This is a genomic window from Ferruginibacter paludis (assembly GCF_030409685.1).
Taxonomy (GTDB): Bacteria; Bacteroidota; Bacteroidia; order Chitinophagales; family Chitinophagaceae; genus Ferruginibacter; species Ferruginibacter paludis.
On sequence record NZ_JAUFQJ010000005.1, the window covers coordinates 132,629 to 151,939 of the forward strand.

At 41.9% G+C, this 19,311-nt stretch carries 9 protein-coding genes; all 9 read right to left on the reverse strand.

Annotated features, from left to right (window positions below; translation table 11 throughout):
- Positions 1–40: 40 nt before the first annotated feature.
- The 9 genes from QWZ08_RS09875 to QWZ08_RS09915 all read right to left on the reverse strand — a co-directional run bounded on the left by QWZ08_RS09875 (position 41) and on the right by QWZ08_RS09915 (position 19,231).
- Complete coding sequence (locus QWZ08_RS09875; protein WP_290337237.1) at positions 41–2,500, reverse strand: ABC transporter permease; 2,460 nt, start codon at positions 2,498–2,500, stop codon at positions 41–43.
- A gap of 398 nt (positions 2,501–2,898) precedes the next feature.
- Complete coding sequence (locus QWZ08_RS09880; protein ID WP_290337238.1) at positions 2,899–5,259, reverse strand: ABC transporter permease; 2,361 nt, start codon at positions 5,257–5,259, stop codon at positions 2,899–2,901.
- 106 nt (positions 5,260–5,365) lie between these two features.
- Positions 5,366–6,793, reverse strand: coding sequence for an ABC transporter permease (locus tag QWZ08_RS09885; RefSeq protein WP_290337239.1), 1,428 nt, complete (start codon positions 6,791–6,793; stop codon positions 5,366–5,368).
- Entirely contained in the window at positions 6,784–7,746 is a 963-nt protein-coding gene (locus QWZ08_RS09890; protein ID WP_290337240.1) for an ABC transporter permease, read from the reverse strand. The genes QWZ08_RS09885 and QWZ08_RS09890 overlap by 10 nt, the downstream gene beginning before the upstream one ends.
- Positions 7,747–8,108: 362 nt before the next feature.
- Complete coding sequence (locus QWZ08_RS09895; protein ID WP_290337241.1) at positions 8,109–10,538, reverse strand: ABC transporter permease; 2,430 nt, start codon at positions 10,536–10,538, stop codon at positions 8,109–8,111.
- A gap of 120 nt (positions 10,539–10,658) precedes the next feature.
- The gene (locus QWZ08_RS09900; protein ID WP_290337242.1) at positions 10,659–11,399 is read right to left on the reverse strand and encodes a GIN domain-containing protein; all 741 of its coding nucleotides are present in this window, start codon (positions 11,397–11,399) and stop codon (positions 10,659–10,661) included.
- Positions 11,400–11,721: 322 nt separating this feature from the next.
- Complete coding sequence (locus QWZ08_RS09905) at positions 11,722–14,088, reverse strand: ABC transporter permease (RefSeq protein WP_290337243.1); 2,367 nt, start codon at positions 14,086–14,088, stop codon at positions 11,722–11,724.
- 180 nt (positions 14,089–14,268) lie between these two features.
- Positions 14,269–16,632: an ABC transporter permease gene (locus tag QWZ08_RS09910; RefSeq protein ID WP_290337244.1), complete on the reverse strand. Its 2,364-nt coding sequence runs from the start codon at positions 16,630–16,632 to the stop codon at positions 14,269–14,271.
- Between the two features lie 169 nt (positions 16,633–16,801).
- Positions 16,802–19,231 (reverse strand): ABC transporter permease, encoded by a 2,430-nt coding sequence (locus QWZ08_RS09915; protein WP_290337245.1) that lies wholly within the window; start codon positions 19,229–19,231, stop codon positions 16,802–16,804.
- Between the last annotated feature and the right edge of the window lie 80 nt (positions 19,232–19,311).

The window sequence follows — 19,311 nt, forward strand, 5'->3', positions numbered from 1 at the left end:
CAATTAGTTTGCAGTGTTTGCAGTATCAATTATCTATTAATTAATCTGCTTTTAAACTTTTTACCGGGTTAACAATGGCTGCTTTGATCGCCTGGAAACTTACCGTCATCAGGGTGATCAGCATGGTGCCGGCACCCGCCAGTATGAACATCCACCAGCTAAGGCTGATACGGTACGGATAATTCTGTAACCAGTTGTGCATAAAATACCAGGCAACCACCGATGCTACTACAAATGCAATTATTACGAGCATGATAAACTCTCTCGAAAACAAATACACGATGCTTCCTTCCGATGCACCAAGCACTTTGCGGATGCCTACTTCTTTGGTGCGTTGCACCGCCATGAAGGAGGCTAGTCCGTATAAACCAAGACAGCTAAGGAATATAGCGATGGCCGCAAAGATTTTATACAACTGTGCTAACTGGCTTTCCTGCTTGTAAAAGCTTTCAATTTTATCATCCAGAAACCTGTAGTCATATACCTGGTTCGGCAATGTTGTCTCCCATATTTTTTTGATGGCTTGCATGCAAGAAGCAATGTTTGTGGTAGACAATTTTATGGAAGCCTGCCGGTACATAGTTGAGTTGGTGGCAATAAGCAATGGAGACAAATCCTGTCGCAACGACCTGTTGTTAAAATCTTTCAATACACCTACAACAGGGCATTTTATCAGCCCTCCCATTATGCTGACTTCCTTGTTCAGTACATCTGCCGGATTTTTAAATCCCAAACTTTTAACGAATGATTCATTCACTAAAAATTCTCTCGTCCATCCCGAAGGCTGCAAATTTCTTCCGGCTACAAGTTGCAATTTATAGGTCGGCACATAATCTTCATCGGCGAATTTGGTGATCGCCTGGAAGTCTGCATCTTTCGCCGCATGATCAAATTTGAAATTGCTGAACATGTTGTTATTGTCTTCGACCGGCGTGTTGGAACTGAAGCTGACCGCCTGTATACCGTTTGATAATAACTGCTGTTTTAAATAGTCTGTCATCTTACCACCGGTACTGTCTGCACGAAAAGCAACATTTACGATGGCGTCCTTATCGAAGCCCAGCGGCTGTTTCATAAAATAATTCATTTGCTGTACAATGGTGAGCGTGCCAATAATGAGTGCCTGTGCAATGATGAATTGAAACACCACCAATCCCCTTCTCAATGAAATACCCCCGGCGGTATTGGCGGCTTGTTTACTCTTTAATGCTGTTACAGGATTAAAACGGGATAACACAATAGAAGGATAAAAACCGGCCAATGCGGTTACCACAATGGCCACAACCAACAAAAATAAAATAACTGTTGGATTGCTCAGTATGCTGAATGAAAGCGACAATTCCAGCAACTGATTGATATAAGGCAACGCAAGCAGTGTAATGCCTGTCGCCAATATTACAGCAACGGTCACTATCATAAATGTTTCAACAACAAACTGAATTTGCAGTTGCGATTTATTGGTGCCCAATACTTTTCTTACACCCACTTCTTTTGCACGATTGACGGCTTGTGCAGTAGACAGGTTGATGAAGTTTACACAGGCGATCAACAGGATAAAAGCTGCAATCAGCCACAATACATTAATCAGTTGATGGCTGATGATTTTACCGCTGTAATTACCTGCTGCTGCGTCGTAATGCACCGCATTGATTGGCTGGAGGATATAGCTGTCCTTATTGTCGGCTGGCTGCACCTTTCTTGTAAACGCACTCAATTGCTGATTGAAATTTTCAGCAGACATATTTTGCGGCAATAGCATATAGCAACCAAAATCAGGCGCTGACTGATTCCAAAGCGGCTGATTAAATCCGTACTGTTTATCGCCGGTAAAATCTGTTCCGTAAGCAACCACCAATTTTAGCTGAAAGTCAGTATTAGCAGGTATTGTGGCGAGAATTCCCGAGACTTTAAGCGGCGTCGCCGGGAACTGAAACAATCCAGCGCCCATGCTATAATAACCTTTTATTTTAATTATTTTACCGACGGCTGTTTTCCAGTCGCCAAAATAATTTTCGGCAACTTCTTTTGTAAGCAATACATTGTCCGGATCTTTTAATGATTCGTATGAACCGGCAAGCAGTGGAAAATTAAACATCTTAAAAAAAGCCGGCGATGTATAAAACACACCACTTTGTTCTTTGAAGTTTTTTACACCTGTGCCGGTAGCATCCACTACCTGTAATTCATCATTGTGGCTTGCATACACCGGGGCAACTTCTTCCAATTGAGGGAACTCCGTTTTCAAGGCGGCGGGCATCGGAAAGGGTACGCTTTTTCCATAAGTAATTGTCGCAGCGTCCGCATGATGAGATTCTGTCAACACCCGGTAAATGCGATCTTTTTTTGCATGAAAATTATCATAGCTGGTCTGAAATTGTATAATGATAAAAATTATCATGCAAACGGCGATACCGGCTGCAAGACCGGTAATATTTACAATAGCAAATCCCTTGTTACGGGATAGATTGCGCCAGGCTATTTTGAAATAATTTTTTATCATGGTTTAGTTATATCGATGTTATTTTCTGCAACTGAATGGTAACAACAGCCATGCCACGCTAAAACCTTTACCAGTAAAGGATCATAGAGTGATGAACAAAGAAAGGTGTACGATAGCGGACAGTGAATGTCTGATTCCGTACATACATCGGTGGATGGGAACACGGATGATGCTGATTTTTACGGATGTGAATGAATTTTAATGGGTACGCTGATTATGCAGCTTTAACGGATATTGACGGATAAAACTACAGCGGTGGATTGGAAGACGAACGACACGAATTTCAACAATGTGCACGGATAAAAAAAAGTATAAACCAAATCCGGCAAATCTGTTTCTATCCCCCTTACCTGCGTTGCTGTCATTATCAATTATCCATTAAAAAATTATCCATTCAATCAGTCTGCTTTTAAACTCTTCACCGGGTTGCGCATGGCTGCACTGATCGTATTGAGGCCTACCACCGCCATCGTTAACAGCAACATTAAAATGCCGACGATTACAAATACCCAAATACTGATGTTTACCCGGTAATCGTATTTCAACAACCAGTTGTGCATAAACCACCATGTAAGCGGAACTGCTATGATGAATGCTATAGCAACCAGCTTTAAAAATTCTTTGGAGATGAGGAGCAGCAATTGCTGAATGGTAGCACCCAATACTTTTCTTACGCCAATTTCACGAAGGCGTTTAATAATGGTGAAAGAAGCCAAGCCAGCTAAACCAATACAACAAATAAAAATGGCGAGCAGCGCAAAAATGTTCGCCAGCTTACTGATGAGATCTTCCGTTAAAAACTTGCGCTGAAATTCTTTATCAACAAACCGGTACTCAAATGGTACTGCAGGATTGTACTTTTTGAAAACCGTTTCTATGGCCGTAAGCGCTTGCTGTGGTTGTACATCCTTATTCAACCGCATACTGATCCAGTTGGAATTGTCAGGGTTATAAAAAGCCATCATCGGATCAACCGGAGTAAAAGGAGATTCCATCACGATATTATCTACTACCCCAATCACCGTAAACTCCTTATTGCCGTTACGTATCTGCATGCCAACCGGATCTTTTATATTCATAGCTTGTACAGCCGCCGCATTCAACAAAACGGAGGAACTGTCAACCGGGGCGCCTGAAAAATCTTTGCCCTGCAATACCTTAATACCCATCGTTTTTGTAAAATCATTGTCAGTTGTAAGGCCTGTAAAAATAAGATTGAGATTGGCCGGTTTGCCCGTCCAGTCTGGTGCAGGCGACTTCCAGTAAATTTCAGTAATGGGCGACATGGTTCTTGTTACCGAACTAATCAGGCCAGTCTGTAACAGTTCATTTTTTATAACTGTATAATTTTTTTGCGTTTCGGGTGAACCAGGAATGGAGATCAGGTTATTGGGGTTGTATCCCGTTGCCCTGTTTTTTACGAGGTTGATTTGCTGGTATACGATGATGGTGGCAGAGATGAGCAGGATAGAAATTACGAACTGACCGACGATCAAAAAATGCCTTGGCAATACCGCATTTTTCCCGGGATTGAAAGTGCCCTTCAACACTTTGATGGGGCTGAAAGAAGACAGGTATATTGCAGGATAACTGCCCGCTACCACACCGGTAAATACAATGATGGCAAAGGCTGCCAGCCAGAATTGAGGTTGCGTAAAATCAAGAAACAGTTGCTTCTCAACGAGGGTATTAAATGCCGGTAACAACAGGTATACCGCCAAAATTGAAAACACAAAAGAGATAAGCGCCAGTATGATGGATTCAAAAAAGAATTGTATCACGAGCTGCTTTTTTTCTGAACCCAGTGTTTTACGGATGCCGACTTCTTTCGCTCTTTTTTCTGAGCGGGCGGTTGACAGGTTCATGAAATTGATGCAGGCTATCAGCAATATTATGATGGCGATGATGGTAAACAACCGCACATACTCTATCATGCCGCCTACATTTTTTCCGTCTTTAAAATCACTGTACAGCCGCCACTTACTCATAGGGAAAGCAAAGTAAGATGTGATCTTTTTATCACCGGGATCATGCAACACTTTTATCTCGTTGATCTTTTTTTCTATAGCAGCTATACCAGCGCCGGGTAAGGTTTGCAGGTACACCTGCCAGGATGAATTTTGCCAGTTGGCCATGGATCGCTTCAGGCTTTCGTCTGAATAATTGAACGGCATAATGCAATCGAATTGTATGCTTGAATTACCGGGCACGTCTGCGACAACAGCGGTTACTTTAGCATCCCTTTCATTATCTACCTTCACTGTTTTGTTGATTGGGTCGGCGTCACCAAATAAAGCTTTGGCCGCAGATTCCGTGAGCACAATAGAAGCTGGCTCCCGGATGGCATTGATCGCATTTCCCCTGATAAATTTATAAGAGAACACATCAAAGAAATGTTCACTTACAGTATAACCATCTTTCTTCAGTTTGGCTTCACCATTGGTCAGTATATAAGGCTGACGAAAGGTAGTAACAACTGCGTGTTTTACCTGTGGTATCTGTTGCTCTAAAGATGCGGCCAACGGCAGCACCATGGCCTCATCTGTAAAAATGGTATTGTTGAAATTGCGATGGCCCATTACCTTGTACACTTCGCTGTAGTTCTTTTGCGACTTATCGTAATTCACCTCATCCTTTACCCATAACAGGATGAGTATGGCACAAGTGATGCCAATGGTTAGGCCAAGCAAATTGGTAAGGGAGAAACCCTTATTCCTGAATAAATTTCTCCAGGCAATTTTGAAATAATTTTTTATCATGGTGATTTGCCGTTAATGCTTTTAGACGTTTTTATTTCCAACGATTAATTTGACAACTTCAGTTTATGTGGGTCTTTACATTATCCATTAAAAATTGTCTATTACCCTAATCTGCTTTTAAACTTTTTATTGGATTGGCTACAGCTGTTTTTATTGCCTGGAAACTCACTGTCAGCAATGTAATGACGAGCGAGCCAACGATCGCTACACCAAAGATCCACCAACTGATAGCCGTTCTGTAATCGTATTTCTGCAGCCATTGGTGCATACCATACCATGCCAGCGGCATTGCTATTATACAGGAAATGATGACAAGCATTAGAAAATCCCTGGATAGTAATTTCCATAAAGTAAAAACAGAAGCGCCTACTACTTTTCTAACACCGATCTCTTTTGTACGTTGCTCGGCAACAAACGATGCCAGACCAAATAATCCCAGACACGAAATAAAAATGGCCAGTATGGCAAATACACTTGCCAGTTTACCAATGCGTTCTTCATCGCCGAATTTCTTGGCAAAATCATCGTCTACAAATTTGAATTCAAATGCAGTGGCAGGATCAAACTTTTTAAAAACCGCATCTATTTTACTGATGGCGTCATTGGGCGCAAGTGCAGGATTTATTTTTAACGTCATGATATTGCCCTGTTCATAAGTGCAATGAAACATAGCCGCACGAACAGGCTTGTAAACAGATTCCGTGAGCATATCTTTTACAATGCCAATTACCTTAAAGGGTTTACCATCCCAGGTAATGATCTTATTGATGGGATCTTTTATACCAATGAATTTAACCGCAGATTCATTTAAAATAAATGCAGCAGAATCGGTTTTGAATTCCCTTGAAAAATCACGGCCTTCTTTTATTTGCCAGCCGATCACTTTGCCATATTCCGGCGTAACGCCTGAATTGGGAAAGTCAACCGCCAGATTAGGATCTTTCCCTTCCCAGTTAAAACCACCGTTGCTGTTCCATACATCTGTAACGGGGCTGGTAGATTGCGTCATCTCAACTATCACATTACTGCTCTTCAATTCATTTCGCAGCGCTTCATATTTTCCCTGCAACGCTTCATTCATACCGGCAGTAACAAGGCTTTCCCGGTTGTAACCAACAGGTCTGTTTTTGGCATGCTGTATCTGGCGGTGCACTACCAGGGTTCCGATAATTAAAATAACCGACACGGAAAACTGTAACACCACCAATACTTTGCGGGGGATGGCAGCAAAACGGCCAGCCCTGAATGTTCCCTTTAAAACTTTTACCGGCTGAAAGGAGGATAAATACAATGCCGGGTAGCTGCCGGCAATTAAACCGGTAAAGATGCTAAACCCGATTCCCATTGACCAAAACACCGGGTTGAGCCATAACATCGTTAATTTTTTATCAGCGATCTCATTAAAGAAGGGAATAAATATTACTACTAGGAACAAGGAGATAATAAAAGCAATAGCCACCACCAAAAACGATTCACTGAAAAACTGTGCGATCAACTGACCTCTCTCCGAACCAATAGCTTTTCTTACACCCACTTCTTTCGCCCGTTTTCACTACGTGCCGTACTCAAATTCATAAAATTGATGCAGGCCAGCAGCAATACAAACAGGCCAATTATTCCAAACATCCATACATACTGTATCCGGCCACCGGAGTTGATGCCATTTTTAAAATCGGCATACAAATGCCATTTTTTCATTGGCTGCAAAAACATTGCTGCATTAAATTTTTTCTCCTCAGCCCCAACAGCATTCAGTTTTACATTTTTAATTTTGGCAGATACTTTTTCCATATCTGCATTATCTGCCAACTGTGCAAAAGTTTGTGTAAAGTTCCTCCCCCAGGGTTGTTCCATTTTTTTTATCCAGGGATTTTGAATCAGATATAATTCCCAGGGCATAATGTAAGTAAGTTCCCTGAAAGAAGTGTTGTAGGGCAGGTCTTCGTAAACAGCAGTTACTTTCAGGTTTACTTTATTATCAAGTTTCAATACTTTATCAATGGGGTCTTCATTACCAAAATAAGCATTGGCCACTGATGATGAAAGTATGATCGAATAGGGATCTTTTAACCCATTATCGGTTCCTTTTATAATTTTTAGCGACAGCATGTCCACAATGCCTGTCTCAATAAAAGAACCCGTCTTTAAAAGTTTCTTTTCGCCATACGCCAATGTATGTTGGATATTCCAGGAAGACTGAATTACATATTTAAAATCGCTCCCGTATTTATTTCTAATCTCCTGGGAGAGTACAGCCGGGTTAGAAAATTGGGTACTGACCTCACCATTAAAATTCTGGTTCTGCATTACCCTTGCAATACGGTCATAATTCTTGTGGTATTTATCATAATTGATTTCATCATAGATCCAAAGGCCGATCATCATTGCCACGGCCATACCCACAGCAAGGCCGCCGATATTTATAGCACTATACCCTTTGCTGTTTATAAGGTTGCGCCACGCAATTTTGAAATAATTTTTTATCATAGTGATTTACCGTTAAGGCGTTTAAGACGTTTTCATCCTACTACCATGAAGCATAACAACAGCCATGCCACGATAAAACCCTTGCCAGTAAAGGATTGTAAAATGACGAATGTTAAAAGATGTACGATAGCGGACAGTTAATGTCTGTTTCCGTACAGAGGAGAATGTTAACTCTGATGACACGGATATGGGCGGATGTACACTAATTTTAATAGGTACGCTGATTGCGCAGATGTTATTGGATATGTAGGAATAAGAAAACGGATAAAAATAAATCCGGTAAATTTGTTTTTATCCGCTTCATCTGTGTATCGATCATTAACCACCCCCTCCCGCTATCCACTAAAAAAATTACCGATCAACTACTCCGCTTTCAAACTCTTAACCGGGTTGGTAACTGCCGCCCTTACTGCCTGGTAAAAAACAGTAGACAAAGCAATCACCACAGCAATGCAACCTGCCAAGGCGAAAACCCACCAGCCGATGTTGATTCTGTAAGCAAAATCCTGAAGCCAGCGGTGCATAAAATACCAGGCCAGCGGTGATGCAATTAATAAGGCAATTAATACGAGTGATAAAAAATCTTTTGACAAAAGCGTTACAATACTCTGCACACTTGCACCCAATACTTTTCTTACACCAATCTCTTTAATGCGGCTTTCAACTGTAAAAGTGGTTAGACCAAATAGCCCAAGGCAGGCGATAAAGATGGCCCAGATGGCAGCCGTCGAAAAAAGGTCGCCATACTGTTTTTCAGACAGGTAACTTTTGTTGTAGTTATCATCCACAAAAAAGAATTCAAAAGGATTGCCACTGAAACTTTTTTTATACAGCTTTTCCAGGAAAGCCATTTTTTCCTGCATCTTATCAGCCGTTAAACGAACGGTAAAAAACGTGCTGTTGTTTTGCGGATAAAAAATAACCGGGTCGATGGCATTCTGCAGGCTTTTATGATGATAATCTTTTACTACGCCCACCACATCCAGCGCCCGTTCGTCCCATTGAATTTTGGTGTGTAAGATATCTTCGGGGTTTTGAAAGCCCAGTTGCTTTACTGCCGTTTCATTCATCAGCACTTTGCTGTTGGCATTCCATTCCACATTACATTCTGCTGCGGTAAAATTTCTTCCGGCAACCAGGCCAATATCATACGCCTTTAAAAACCGGTCGCCAATGATAGCAAAGGCATAGGTTTTTAATTCATCTCCTTTTTTTGAGTTGGGCTGCGTAAATCCACTGGTGGCAAAGTTGTAGCCTTTGCTGGGTACGGCGCCGGAAGTGGCATAATCTTTTATGAAACTTTGCTGCGACAATTCATCCCAGAAAGCAGAACGGCGGTTTTTAAATGTACTGTCCTTGCCGGTTTCAGGCCCTTGTATTACCAGTAGCTGACTGGTATTGATGCCCAGTTGCTGATTCTTCATGTAGCTGAGCTGGGTGTAAATAAGTATGGTCGCAATGATGAGCACAATGGAAATAACAAACTGCGCTACCACCAGCGACTTGCGTAAAAAAATACCTTTGGCAGTAGAACCTATTTTGCCTTTTAGCGTCTCAACAGGGTTGTATTTTGACAAAGAAAAGGCAGTGTAGGCACCTGAAAAAACAGAACCCGCCACCAGCAATGCCAAAGCAAACAACCATGTTTTTGTGGTAGCCAATGTTTGCAGCGAAATGGTTTTGTTGATGAGTTGATTAAACAAAGGTTGTATCAGTATTACCAGCGCAATCGCAACGGTAAATCCAATTAAATTGATCAGTACAGACTCGCCCATAAATTGTGCTACCAGGCTTTGCCTGCTGGCACCAATTGCTTTCCTGATGCCTACTTCACCCGCCCGTTTGATGGAGTTGGCGGTGGATAAGTTAATATAGTTGAACCAGGCAATCAGCAGAATTAAGAATGCAATAGCACCCAGCATGTACACATATTTCAGGTTGCCGTAAGTAAGGTAACGGTCACTTAAAGAAGCAGCCAAATGAACATTGGAAAAAGCCTGCAAATGAAACTGCACACCATCTTTATCCTTCTTTAATTCATTGCGCATGGCAGTAAGCTTTTTTTCAAAGCTGGCTGCGTTTACGCCTTCATTCAATTCAAAATAGGTGTTGATGTATTGCGATGAAAGATTGTCTAGTCTGGCCCAATCGTTATCATTTAAATTGGCTGGATTTTTTAAGGTTTCCAGCGAAAACACCATGTCGTAATGGATGTCACTGTTGTTGCCCATATCGGCATATACACCTTCCACTGTATAAAGTGCAGCGCCAAACTGGTTGTTTAAAGTAAGCATTTTGCCAATCGGGTCTGTATCGCCAAAATATTTTTTGGCAGCTGATGCAGACATAAAACAGGTATTGGTTTTATTGAAGTCCGCAGGCGATCCCTGCTTTAAAGGAAAGCTGAAAAAATTGAAAAAATTACCTTCTGCATAACCAATTTGGTTTTCCCGGTAAGCCTGGTTGCTGTTGTCGTTTTTACTTACAATGCCTTTGGCAACATCATCAGCAAAGCGGCAATATTCTTTTACTTCCGGAAAACGCTGCCTGGCCTGCAAGGCCCAGCCAGGCTCCTGTTCAGGCCATGTTTTACCGGCTGCATCTTCATTGATGAGCCGGTATGTGGTGGATAAATTTTTATGAAACTGGTTAACACTTTTCTCCAGGCTAATATACTCTGCCAGCAATAAAAAAGCCGCAATGCCCATGGCCAATCCGGCGATGTTGATGGCCGCATATACCTTGTTACGGAAGATATTTCTGAAGGCGATTTTTAAAAAATTTTTAAACATGGCAGTTGGTTGATGTGTCTTTAAATTGATTACACTGATTTTTTTAATTACAATAATTCGTGTAATTGATTTTAATTAGTGTAATAAAAAACGCCGTTACAGATAATATGTCAGTAGCCTTTAGTTTATTTTATCTATCAGCATGTCGCCGATATGTATTCCCTTTACAATTTCGGGATCGCCTTTGTAATGCAATTTTGCATCGCCGAATGCGGTCACTTTAATTTTATCTGCTGCGTTCAATGTAAAATCTGATTCGCCATAACTTACCACATAACCACTGCGGCCGTTAACAGCAATCGTGTTTATTTTGCTTTCGCCATACGATGTATAGTGCTGCTCCTTGATGGTGCCGGCTTTTATTTCCAGCGTATTTTCACCGTATAATTTGGTGTGCAGTTCACCAAAATTCACCTCGTTCATGGTAAATTTTGTGTCACCATATAATTTCAGATCAAATTCATCTGCAGCAACAGGGCTTTTAAACAATTGCGTTTCATCACCCCGGATAGAAAGGCTGTTCAGCGTTTTATACGTGATGGTTGCTGTGACCACCGTACCATTGTAAATGGAATGTTTCTCCTTGTATCCATTTTCATAAGAGGTTTCATTTTTTGGAATTTGCTTGGCGCCATCGAGGTATACCCAAAGCGTTTTATTATTGACTTCCATGTGCAGTTTACTCTTGTCTACCGAACAGTTTTCAACATTTACTTCTTCCTTATCGCCCTCCACAAATGTTACCCGTATGTACGGACTTACAATAATCTTTTCAAAATGCTTAACGCTTGTAACCTGCGCCTGCAGGGCGGATGAAGTCATCATCAGCAAGACTGCGGCAAAAAATTTGATCTTTTTCATATCTGTCAATTTATTAGTTGTTATAAAATATTATTCGGTTTGTAAACTTTTTGTCCGGGCTAAAAACAGCTTTATTCAACATTGTTGTGTCACTCACTTGTACTTTTTCAGCTTTGTGCCACTCGCCCTAAATTCGCACTCTGTCTGTTTTATTTGCTACCAAGCGATAACTCCCCGGAGTTAAAAAACAATGGCAAATTTCCACAAAGCGGCAGATTCTACGGAGCTAAAAACAAATAACATCAACAGCCTTCCTATTTTAAAAACTCAACCGGATTTAAAAAAATCAGACATTAAAAAATCAGACATCAGACATAGCATTTTATTCGCTTCTCAAACTTTTAACCGGGTTTAACACCGCCGCTTTGATGGCTTGAAAACTTACTGTAACAACCGTAATGAAAATGGCCATCATGGCTGAAACAATGAACACACCTGCGCCAATATTGATGCGGTACTGGTACTGCTGCAACCAATGTTGTAAAAAATACATGGCAATGGGTGATGCAATCAAACAACTGATTACTACCAGCAAAATGAAATCTTTGGACAACATGAGCCATACCTGCGGGATGGATGCACCCAATACCTTTCGTACACCGATCTCCTTGGTTTTTTGTTTGGCCGTGTAAGCCGACAAGCCAAACAATCCGAGGCAGGAAATAAAAATAGCGAGACCGGTAAAGATGCCTGCCAGTCTGCCTATCAGCACTTCCACGTTAAATTTAGCCGCATAGCTGTCATCTGCAAACTGGTACTTGTATGGATATGCTGCATTGTATTTATTAAAAATGGTGGTCAGTTTTGCAATGGCATCCTGGGTGGGTATGGATGGTGATAAACGATACAACAATACACCCGCCGGCCCGTCGTTGCAAAAAAACATGGTAGGGTCTGCCGCACCAAAAGGCGACACCATCAGGGCATCTTTAACCACACCCTTTATCAGCGCCTGCCTTCCCTGCACGGTGATCATTTTATTAACCGGATCTTTTAACCGCAACCTTTTAACGGCTGCTTCATTAAACAATACGCTCGTGGTATCGTGCTCACCGGAAAAATCGGAGCCTTCCTTTATCGACATGCCAAGCGTTGCGAAATAATCTTTTGTTACACCGATCATACCCATCTCTACCGTTTCACCGGCATTTTTACCGGGCCAGTTATCTATATCAGAATGCCAGGAAATATCGGTGGCGTTGCTGGTGGCGGTGGCCACATCAGACACCACTCCATTAGCAATCAGTTCATCTTTAAGCGCTGTGTAATTGTGACTGAGCTCATCACTCATATCAGTCACCATCAGCCGGTTTACATTGTAACCGCTTGGCCTGTTGCGGGCATGTTCTATTTGCTGGTAAATAATTACGGTGCTGATGATTAATGCAACAGAACAGCTAAACTGCAAAACCACCAGCACTTTGCGGGGAAGCGTTGCCAGCCTGCCCAACTGCATGGTGCCTTTCAACACTTTTACCGGACTGAAAGATGACAGGTAAAATGCAGGTCTGCTACCGGCAAGGATGGCCGTTGCAATTAAAAATGCCAGCATGCCGGCCCAGAAAAAGATGCTGGAAAAAGGAATGCTGATGGAAGTACCGGCCAAAGAATTAAAGAATGGCAATGCCAGTTGTACCATTGCCAGGGCAAACAACAAAGCAATCGCCGTGAGCAGAAATGACTCCATTAAAAATTGAAAAATGAGTTCTTTGCGTTTGGATCCAATGGCTTTTCTGATGCCAACTTCTTTGGCTCTTTTTTGCGAACCAGCGGTGGTTAAATTAATGAAATTGATGCAAGCAATCAGTAACACCAGCAGCCCAATGACACTGAACATGCGTACATAATCCAGAAAGCCTCCTGTTTCTTTTCCATTAACATAATTGCCATAGAGGTGCCAGTTAAGCAGAGGTTGAAGAATTACAAAAGACTTCATTGCATTGTTGCTTTCTTTTTCTGTGTGCTCTATGTTCCTGATTTTTGGTGCGACCTGCGCATAGGAAACACCAGGTTTTAATTGGACAAATTGTTGCCAGCCATTGCTGCTGTAACTTCCGTAAGGGTCCGTTACACCTGCTGTTTGCAGCAAATAGGTAAAAGGCACTAAAAATTTAAACTGAAAACTGGAAGCCGCCGGCAGATCTTTTAAAACCCCGGTCACTTTCAGTTCATTTTTATTATCGAAGCGTAGCGTTTTGTTGATGGCATCTTCTGTACCGAACAAGGCTTTGGCGGTGGAAGCGGTCAATACAATTGAATAGGGATCCGTAAAAACAGTATTTGCATTTCCCTGCACGAACGGGAATTGAAACATCATTAAAAAGTCGGTGCCTACCTGGCCACCATTCATGTACAACTTTGTAGTGCCCACTACCAAACCATGTGAGCCCATCCAATCTGCCTCCGTTACATATTCAATTTCGGGTACCTGGCTGCGTAATGTTTGCGCCAGCTTTAAAGACGTGCTGGCAAAAGTGAGTGTATCTCCATTGCTGTTGAAGTTACGCTGCACCCGGTAGAGTTGTTTGTTATTGGGTAAAAACTTGTCGTATGAAAACTGGTACAATACCCATAAGCCGATGATCAATGCCACGGCCATACCCGTAGCAAGGCCAAGAATATTTAATGCACTATAGCCTTTACTTTTCAGGATATTGCGCCAGGCAATCTTTAAATAATTTTTCAGCATACCAGTTCTTTTAATTTTTTTGATCTCTCAATTTTCTTCGCTTTGATAAAAGTTTATCAAAGCTGTTTTTGTACAAGAGGGCGACGCAACGATGATCCACATTGGTTCTTAGCCCGGACAAATATTTTTAAAACTTTTAGCCGCCTCCCCCCTGCATTGCTCCCCTTTAGGGGACGGGCGTTATTCGCTTCGCAAACTTTTTACCGGGTTTACAAGTGCCGCTCTTATTGCCTGGTAACTGACCGTACTCAGGGCTATAAAGACTGATAACAAACCGGTAGCTACAAACACCCACCACTCTACGCTTATATGATAGGTAAATGCCTTTAACCATTTTGTCATTGCCCACCATGCTATCGGTGATGCGATGACAAAGGATATAATCACCAGCCTTAAAAAATCTTTAGATAAAAGTGTGGTGATATTGGAAACACTTGCGCCCAGTGCTTTACGAACGCCGATTTCTTTGATGCGGTTTTCTGCCATGTAGGTGGCAAGTCCAAATAAACCGAGGCAGGATATAAAAATGGTGAGACCAGCAAACAGCGCCGCCAGCATTCCAATCCGTTTCTCATCGTCAAACTTTTTGGCGTAACTATCATCCACAAATTTGTATTCAAAGGGATATTGTGTATTATACTTTTTAAAAGTATTTTCCATCAATGCTATATCTTCCGTAACGGGTTTTGCAGGATTAAGTTTTACATGAATTGTGTTGAACCATGACTTTGGCCCCATGACTACCAGCTGCGAAATCTTCTCATACGGGGATTGATAAATGAAGTCTTTTAAAACACCTACTATATGCCATTCCTGACCATCTGCTCTGATGATTTGCCCAAGCGGATCCTTTAACCGCATAATTTTTACCGCAGTTTCGTTTAGCAGCATAGCAGTGGAATCAGCTACATTACTGTTGACATCAATATCTCTTCCCTGCACCAGCTGCACCCCCATTGTTTTTACAAAATCCGCGTCTGAAGACATCCTGATAAAATCAGTTTTTTCATCTTCTTCGTTACTGCCCGGCCATTTAAAACCCCACCCATCGCTGTAGTGTTGTGTGATGGGACTCATTGATTTTGTTACGGCCACTGCAGCACCTGTGCTAAGCAATTCAGTCTTTATAAGATTATAATTTTTATCAGCTTCGCCCTGCAACGAAGTGTACACCAGGTTACTGCGGGAGTAGCCGCTATCCCGCTGCTGTGCATACCTGATTTGATTGCGGACAATAATTGTGCAAATGATGAGCGCAATGGCAAATGTAAATTGCAACACTACCAAAATTTTACGTGGCGTAACCAATGCGTTCTCTGCCTTAAATGTGCCCTTCAACACTTTAACCGGCTGATAAGCAGAAAGGCAGAATGCAGGATAACTGCCGGCAAGCAGGCCTGTAATTAAAATAAAACTGATGGCAAGCAACCAGTACCATGGATTCAGGAAATCGATGAACAATTGTTTATCGACCAGCTTATTGAAACTACCCAATGTTAGTTGTACGATTACAATGGCGATGATACCGGCAAAAAACGAAAGCAAAATACTTTCGCCGATGAACTGCCCGATGAGCGAGCTTTTATTTGCGCCTACTGCCTTTCGCACACCCACTTCCCTGGCTCTTTTTTCACTTCGGGCTGTACTCAGGTTCATAAAATTAATGCAGGCAATCAGCAAGATAAATACAGCAATGATGGAGAACAATCTGACTCTCTCTATGCGACCTCCGACATACCTTCCATTCTCCGAACGTGAATACAACCAGGAGTCGCTGAACAATTGTGTGAATACCTGTGTGGTTGATTTCTCCGTGCTTTTGGTGTGATCGATTGTGATGTTCCGGATCTTTGCATCAAAGGCTGCCTGCGTTGCATGTGGCTTCAGTGATACAAAAGTCCTGATCCCGTTATTCGTCCAGCTGCTATCATCGCCACCAATTTTACTGAGGTAAGGCCAGGGAATGATGTATTCAAAATTAAAGGAAGTGTTGTTTGGTAAATCCTTCAGAATACCGGCCACGGTAAAATAATCTGTGCTGTCAACCCTGATAGATTTGCCCATGGCTTCTTCATCACCGAATAATTTTTTTGCCAGCTTTTGCGTAAGCACAATATTGTAATTGCCCTTCAACGCATCCGGATTACCCTTGATCAACGGAAAGCTAAACATGTGTAGAAATCCGGTGTCGCTGAAGATGCCGGAAACGTTCAGGTGCTTTTCGCCCAGGGTTAATAAAAAATCAGCATTACGCACCCGTACGGCATCTTCCACTTCCGGATAGCCCTGTTTTAGTGCAGGGCCGAGGGGTTTTGATGTAGTACCCCATGCCCATACCTCGCCATTAAATTTATCCCTGTTATTGGCAACATACAAACGATCCTTTTTTGCATGAAACCGGTCGTAACTCAGCTCATTATCGATCCATAAAAAAATAAGAATGGCACTGGCCATACCAATGGCCAGTCCTAAAATGTTGATGAAGGAAAACCCTTTGTTGCGACCTAAATTGCGCCAGGCAACCTTGAAATAATTTTTCAGCATACAAGTTCTTTATTTTTTTAGTTCGTTTTTTTTACGCTTTAATAAAAGTTCATCAAAGATGTTATTGTACAAGAGGGCGACGCAAGGATGATGCACATTGCTTCCCGGCCCCGACAAATATGCTTGATTTATGAACACCACATTTTTTCCCTTTAGGAAATGAATAGAATTATTCGCTTCGTAAACTTTTTACAGGATCTGCCACCGCTGCTCTTAATGCCTGTGCGCTCACCGTAAAGAATGCTACCAATGCAGCCAATACTCCGGCAACAATAAACACCCACCATTGTATATCGATGCGATATGCAAAATCTTTCAGCCAGTTATGCATGGCGTACCATGCCACGGGGAAGGCCAGTATGGCTGCCACTGCTACCAGTATGAGGAAATCTTTCGACAGCAGTCCGACGATGCTGTTGACATTTGCACCCAACACTTTTCTTACGCCAATTTCTTTTATACGTTGCGTGATGGCAAAGGCTGAGAGTCCGAACAAACCAAGGCAGGCAATGAATATGGCGATGCAGGCGAAAGAAATGAAGAGCGTTGCCTGGCGCTGTTCTGAATCGTATAGCTTATCAAACTGGTCGTCTAAAAAATGGTACTCAAAAGGTGTTTCAGGAAAATATTTTGTCCATATACTGCTTAAATGATTGAGTGACGCAGTCAGATTACTGCTGGCAATTTTTACAGAAAAATTATTGAAGTAAACCTGGCTGGGTGGCAGCAATAACAACACCATGGGAACAATGGGCTGGTGCATGGATTCAAAATGAAAGTCGTTGATGACACCAATAATATGGCCCTTTGTATTGCCGTATTTGAACTCTTTATTGACTGCTTCACCGGCATCTTTAAAACCCATTGCCTTTACTGCAGATTCATTCACTACAAAGCTGGAAGTATCGGTACCATAGTTTCGTGAGAAGAAGCGGCCCTGTTTAACGGGTATACCAAAAGTGGATACAAAATCATGATCGACACTGACGAATTTAATATCGGTGGTGATGGGCATGGCTGAATCATTGGCAAACAAAAATGCCCCCATATTATCCAGCAAGCGGCCGGTTGGTATTCTTGATGAACGGGTAACATCCTTAAATGCCACATCCTGCAGCAGTTCATTTCTGAATGGTTCGTATTGCTTGCTGATGGCATTGGTGTATGACATGGTAACAATGCGGTCTTTATCAAAACCCAGCGATTTTTTTTGCATGTAGTGTAGCTGCTGAAACACTACAATTGTTGTGATGATGAGAATAATGCTTACTGCAAATTGTGTAACCACCAGTGCCTTTCTAAACGAAATACTTCCGCCATTTACTTTAAATAAACCTTTAAGTGTTTTAATAGGCTGGTAAGAAGACATGAACAGCGCAGGATAAATACCTGAGACGATGCCAATGAAAAAGGGCGTTAACAGCAAAGGAACAATCACCTGCCATTTTAAAAGCACCGATAATGAAATGGATTTGCCAGACACAGTATTCAGCAGCGGCAAACTAAAGTAAGTGCATGCGAAAGCCAGCAACGTTGCCACCCAGCAAATTAACACAGACTCACCAAGGAACTGGAGAATGAGTTCTTTTTTGTTTGCTCCGATTACTTTACGGATACCGATTTCACGGGCACGTAAAGCAGAACGGGCTGTAGATAAATTAACGTAGTTGATACAGGCGATCAGCAGGATAAACAAGGCGATGATGGAAAAAATATACACGCGGCTGATGTCGCTATTTTGTTCAGCTTCATAATCTGTATGCGAGTGCAGGTGGATGTCGGTTAATTTTTGCAGTTCCAGTTTTGTAAACAGGGATGGATTTTTGCCCTGGTAATCTTTATGATCCATGTGCTTGTCAACGAAGGCCGGAAACTGCGCCTCTATGCGTTGTGCGGTGAATTTATCCGGCAACAGCAGGTAGGTAAAAAATGCATTATTGCCCCAGCTGGTACGCAGCGCTTCTTCGCCATACAATACAGAATCCCGCAGGGAACTAAACGACAATAACATGCCAGGATGCATGTGGGCGTTGGATGGAAAGGCTTTATAAACGCCGGTTACTTTAAAATCGAACTGGCTGTTTACCCTTACCAGTTTATCGATCGGGTCTTCATCGCCAAAATATTTTGTTGCTTCTTCTTCTGACAGCATCATTGAAAACGGATCTGTCAACGCTTTCTTCGGACTGCCTTTTACCACCTTCACTGTAAAAACATCAAACAGGTTTTCATCCGCAAAAAAGATGCTCTTTTCATTAAACTTTTTTTCACCATAACGTACCGGTGTAAGGCCATTGTCCAGCAACCTGGTCATCTTTTGTATCTCCGGAAAATCGGTCGGAAAATAATAACCAAAAGCAGGCGCCACGGTGCTCAGCTTGAGCGATACAGCGCCATTGCCATTATTAAAAGTCCTGGTTACGCGGTAAATATTGTCTGCGTTTTTGTTATACCTATCATAACTCAGTTCATCTAAAATATATGTTGTAATTAAGAGGCAACATGTTAAACCCACAGTTAACCCAAACAGGTTGATGAAAGAAATAAATTTATATTTCATCAGGTTGCGCCACGCAATTTTGAAATAATTTTTAATCATTTTTTTTGGCCTTTAGAAGTTGAGATGTTTTAAAGTTTTGTTTTTGCCGGTAAAACGTCAGGGTGATGTTTTAGTTACTA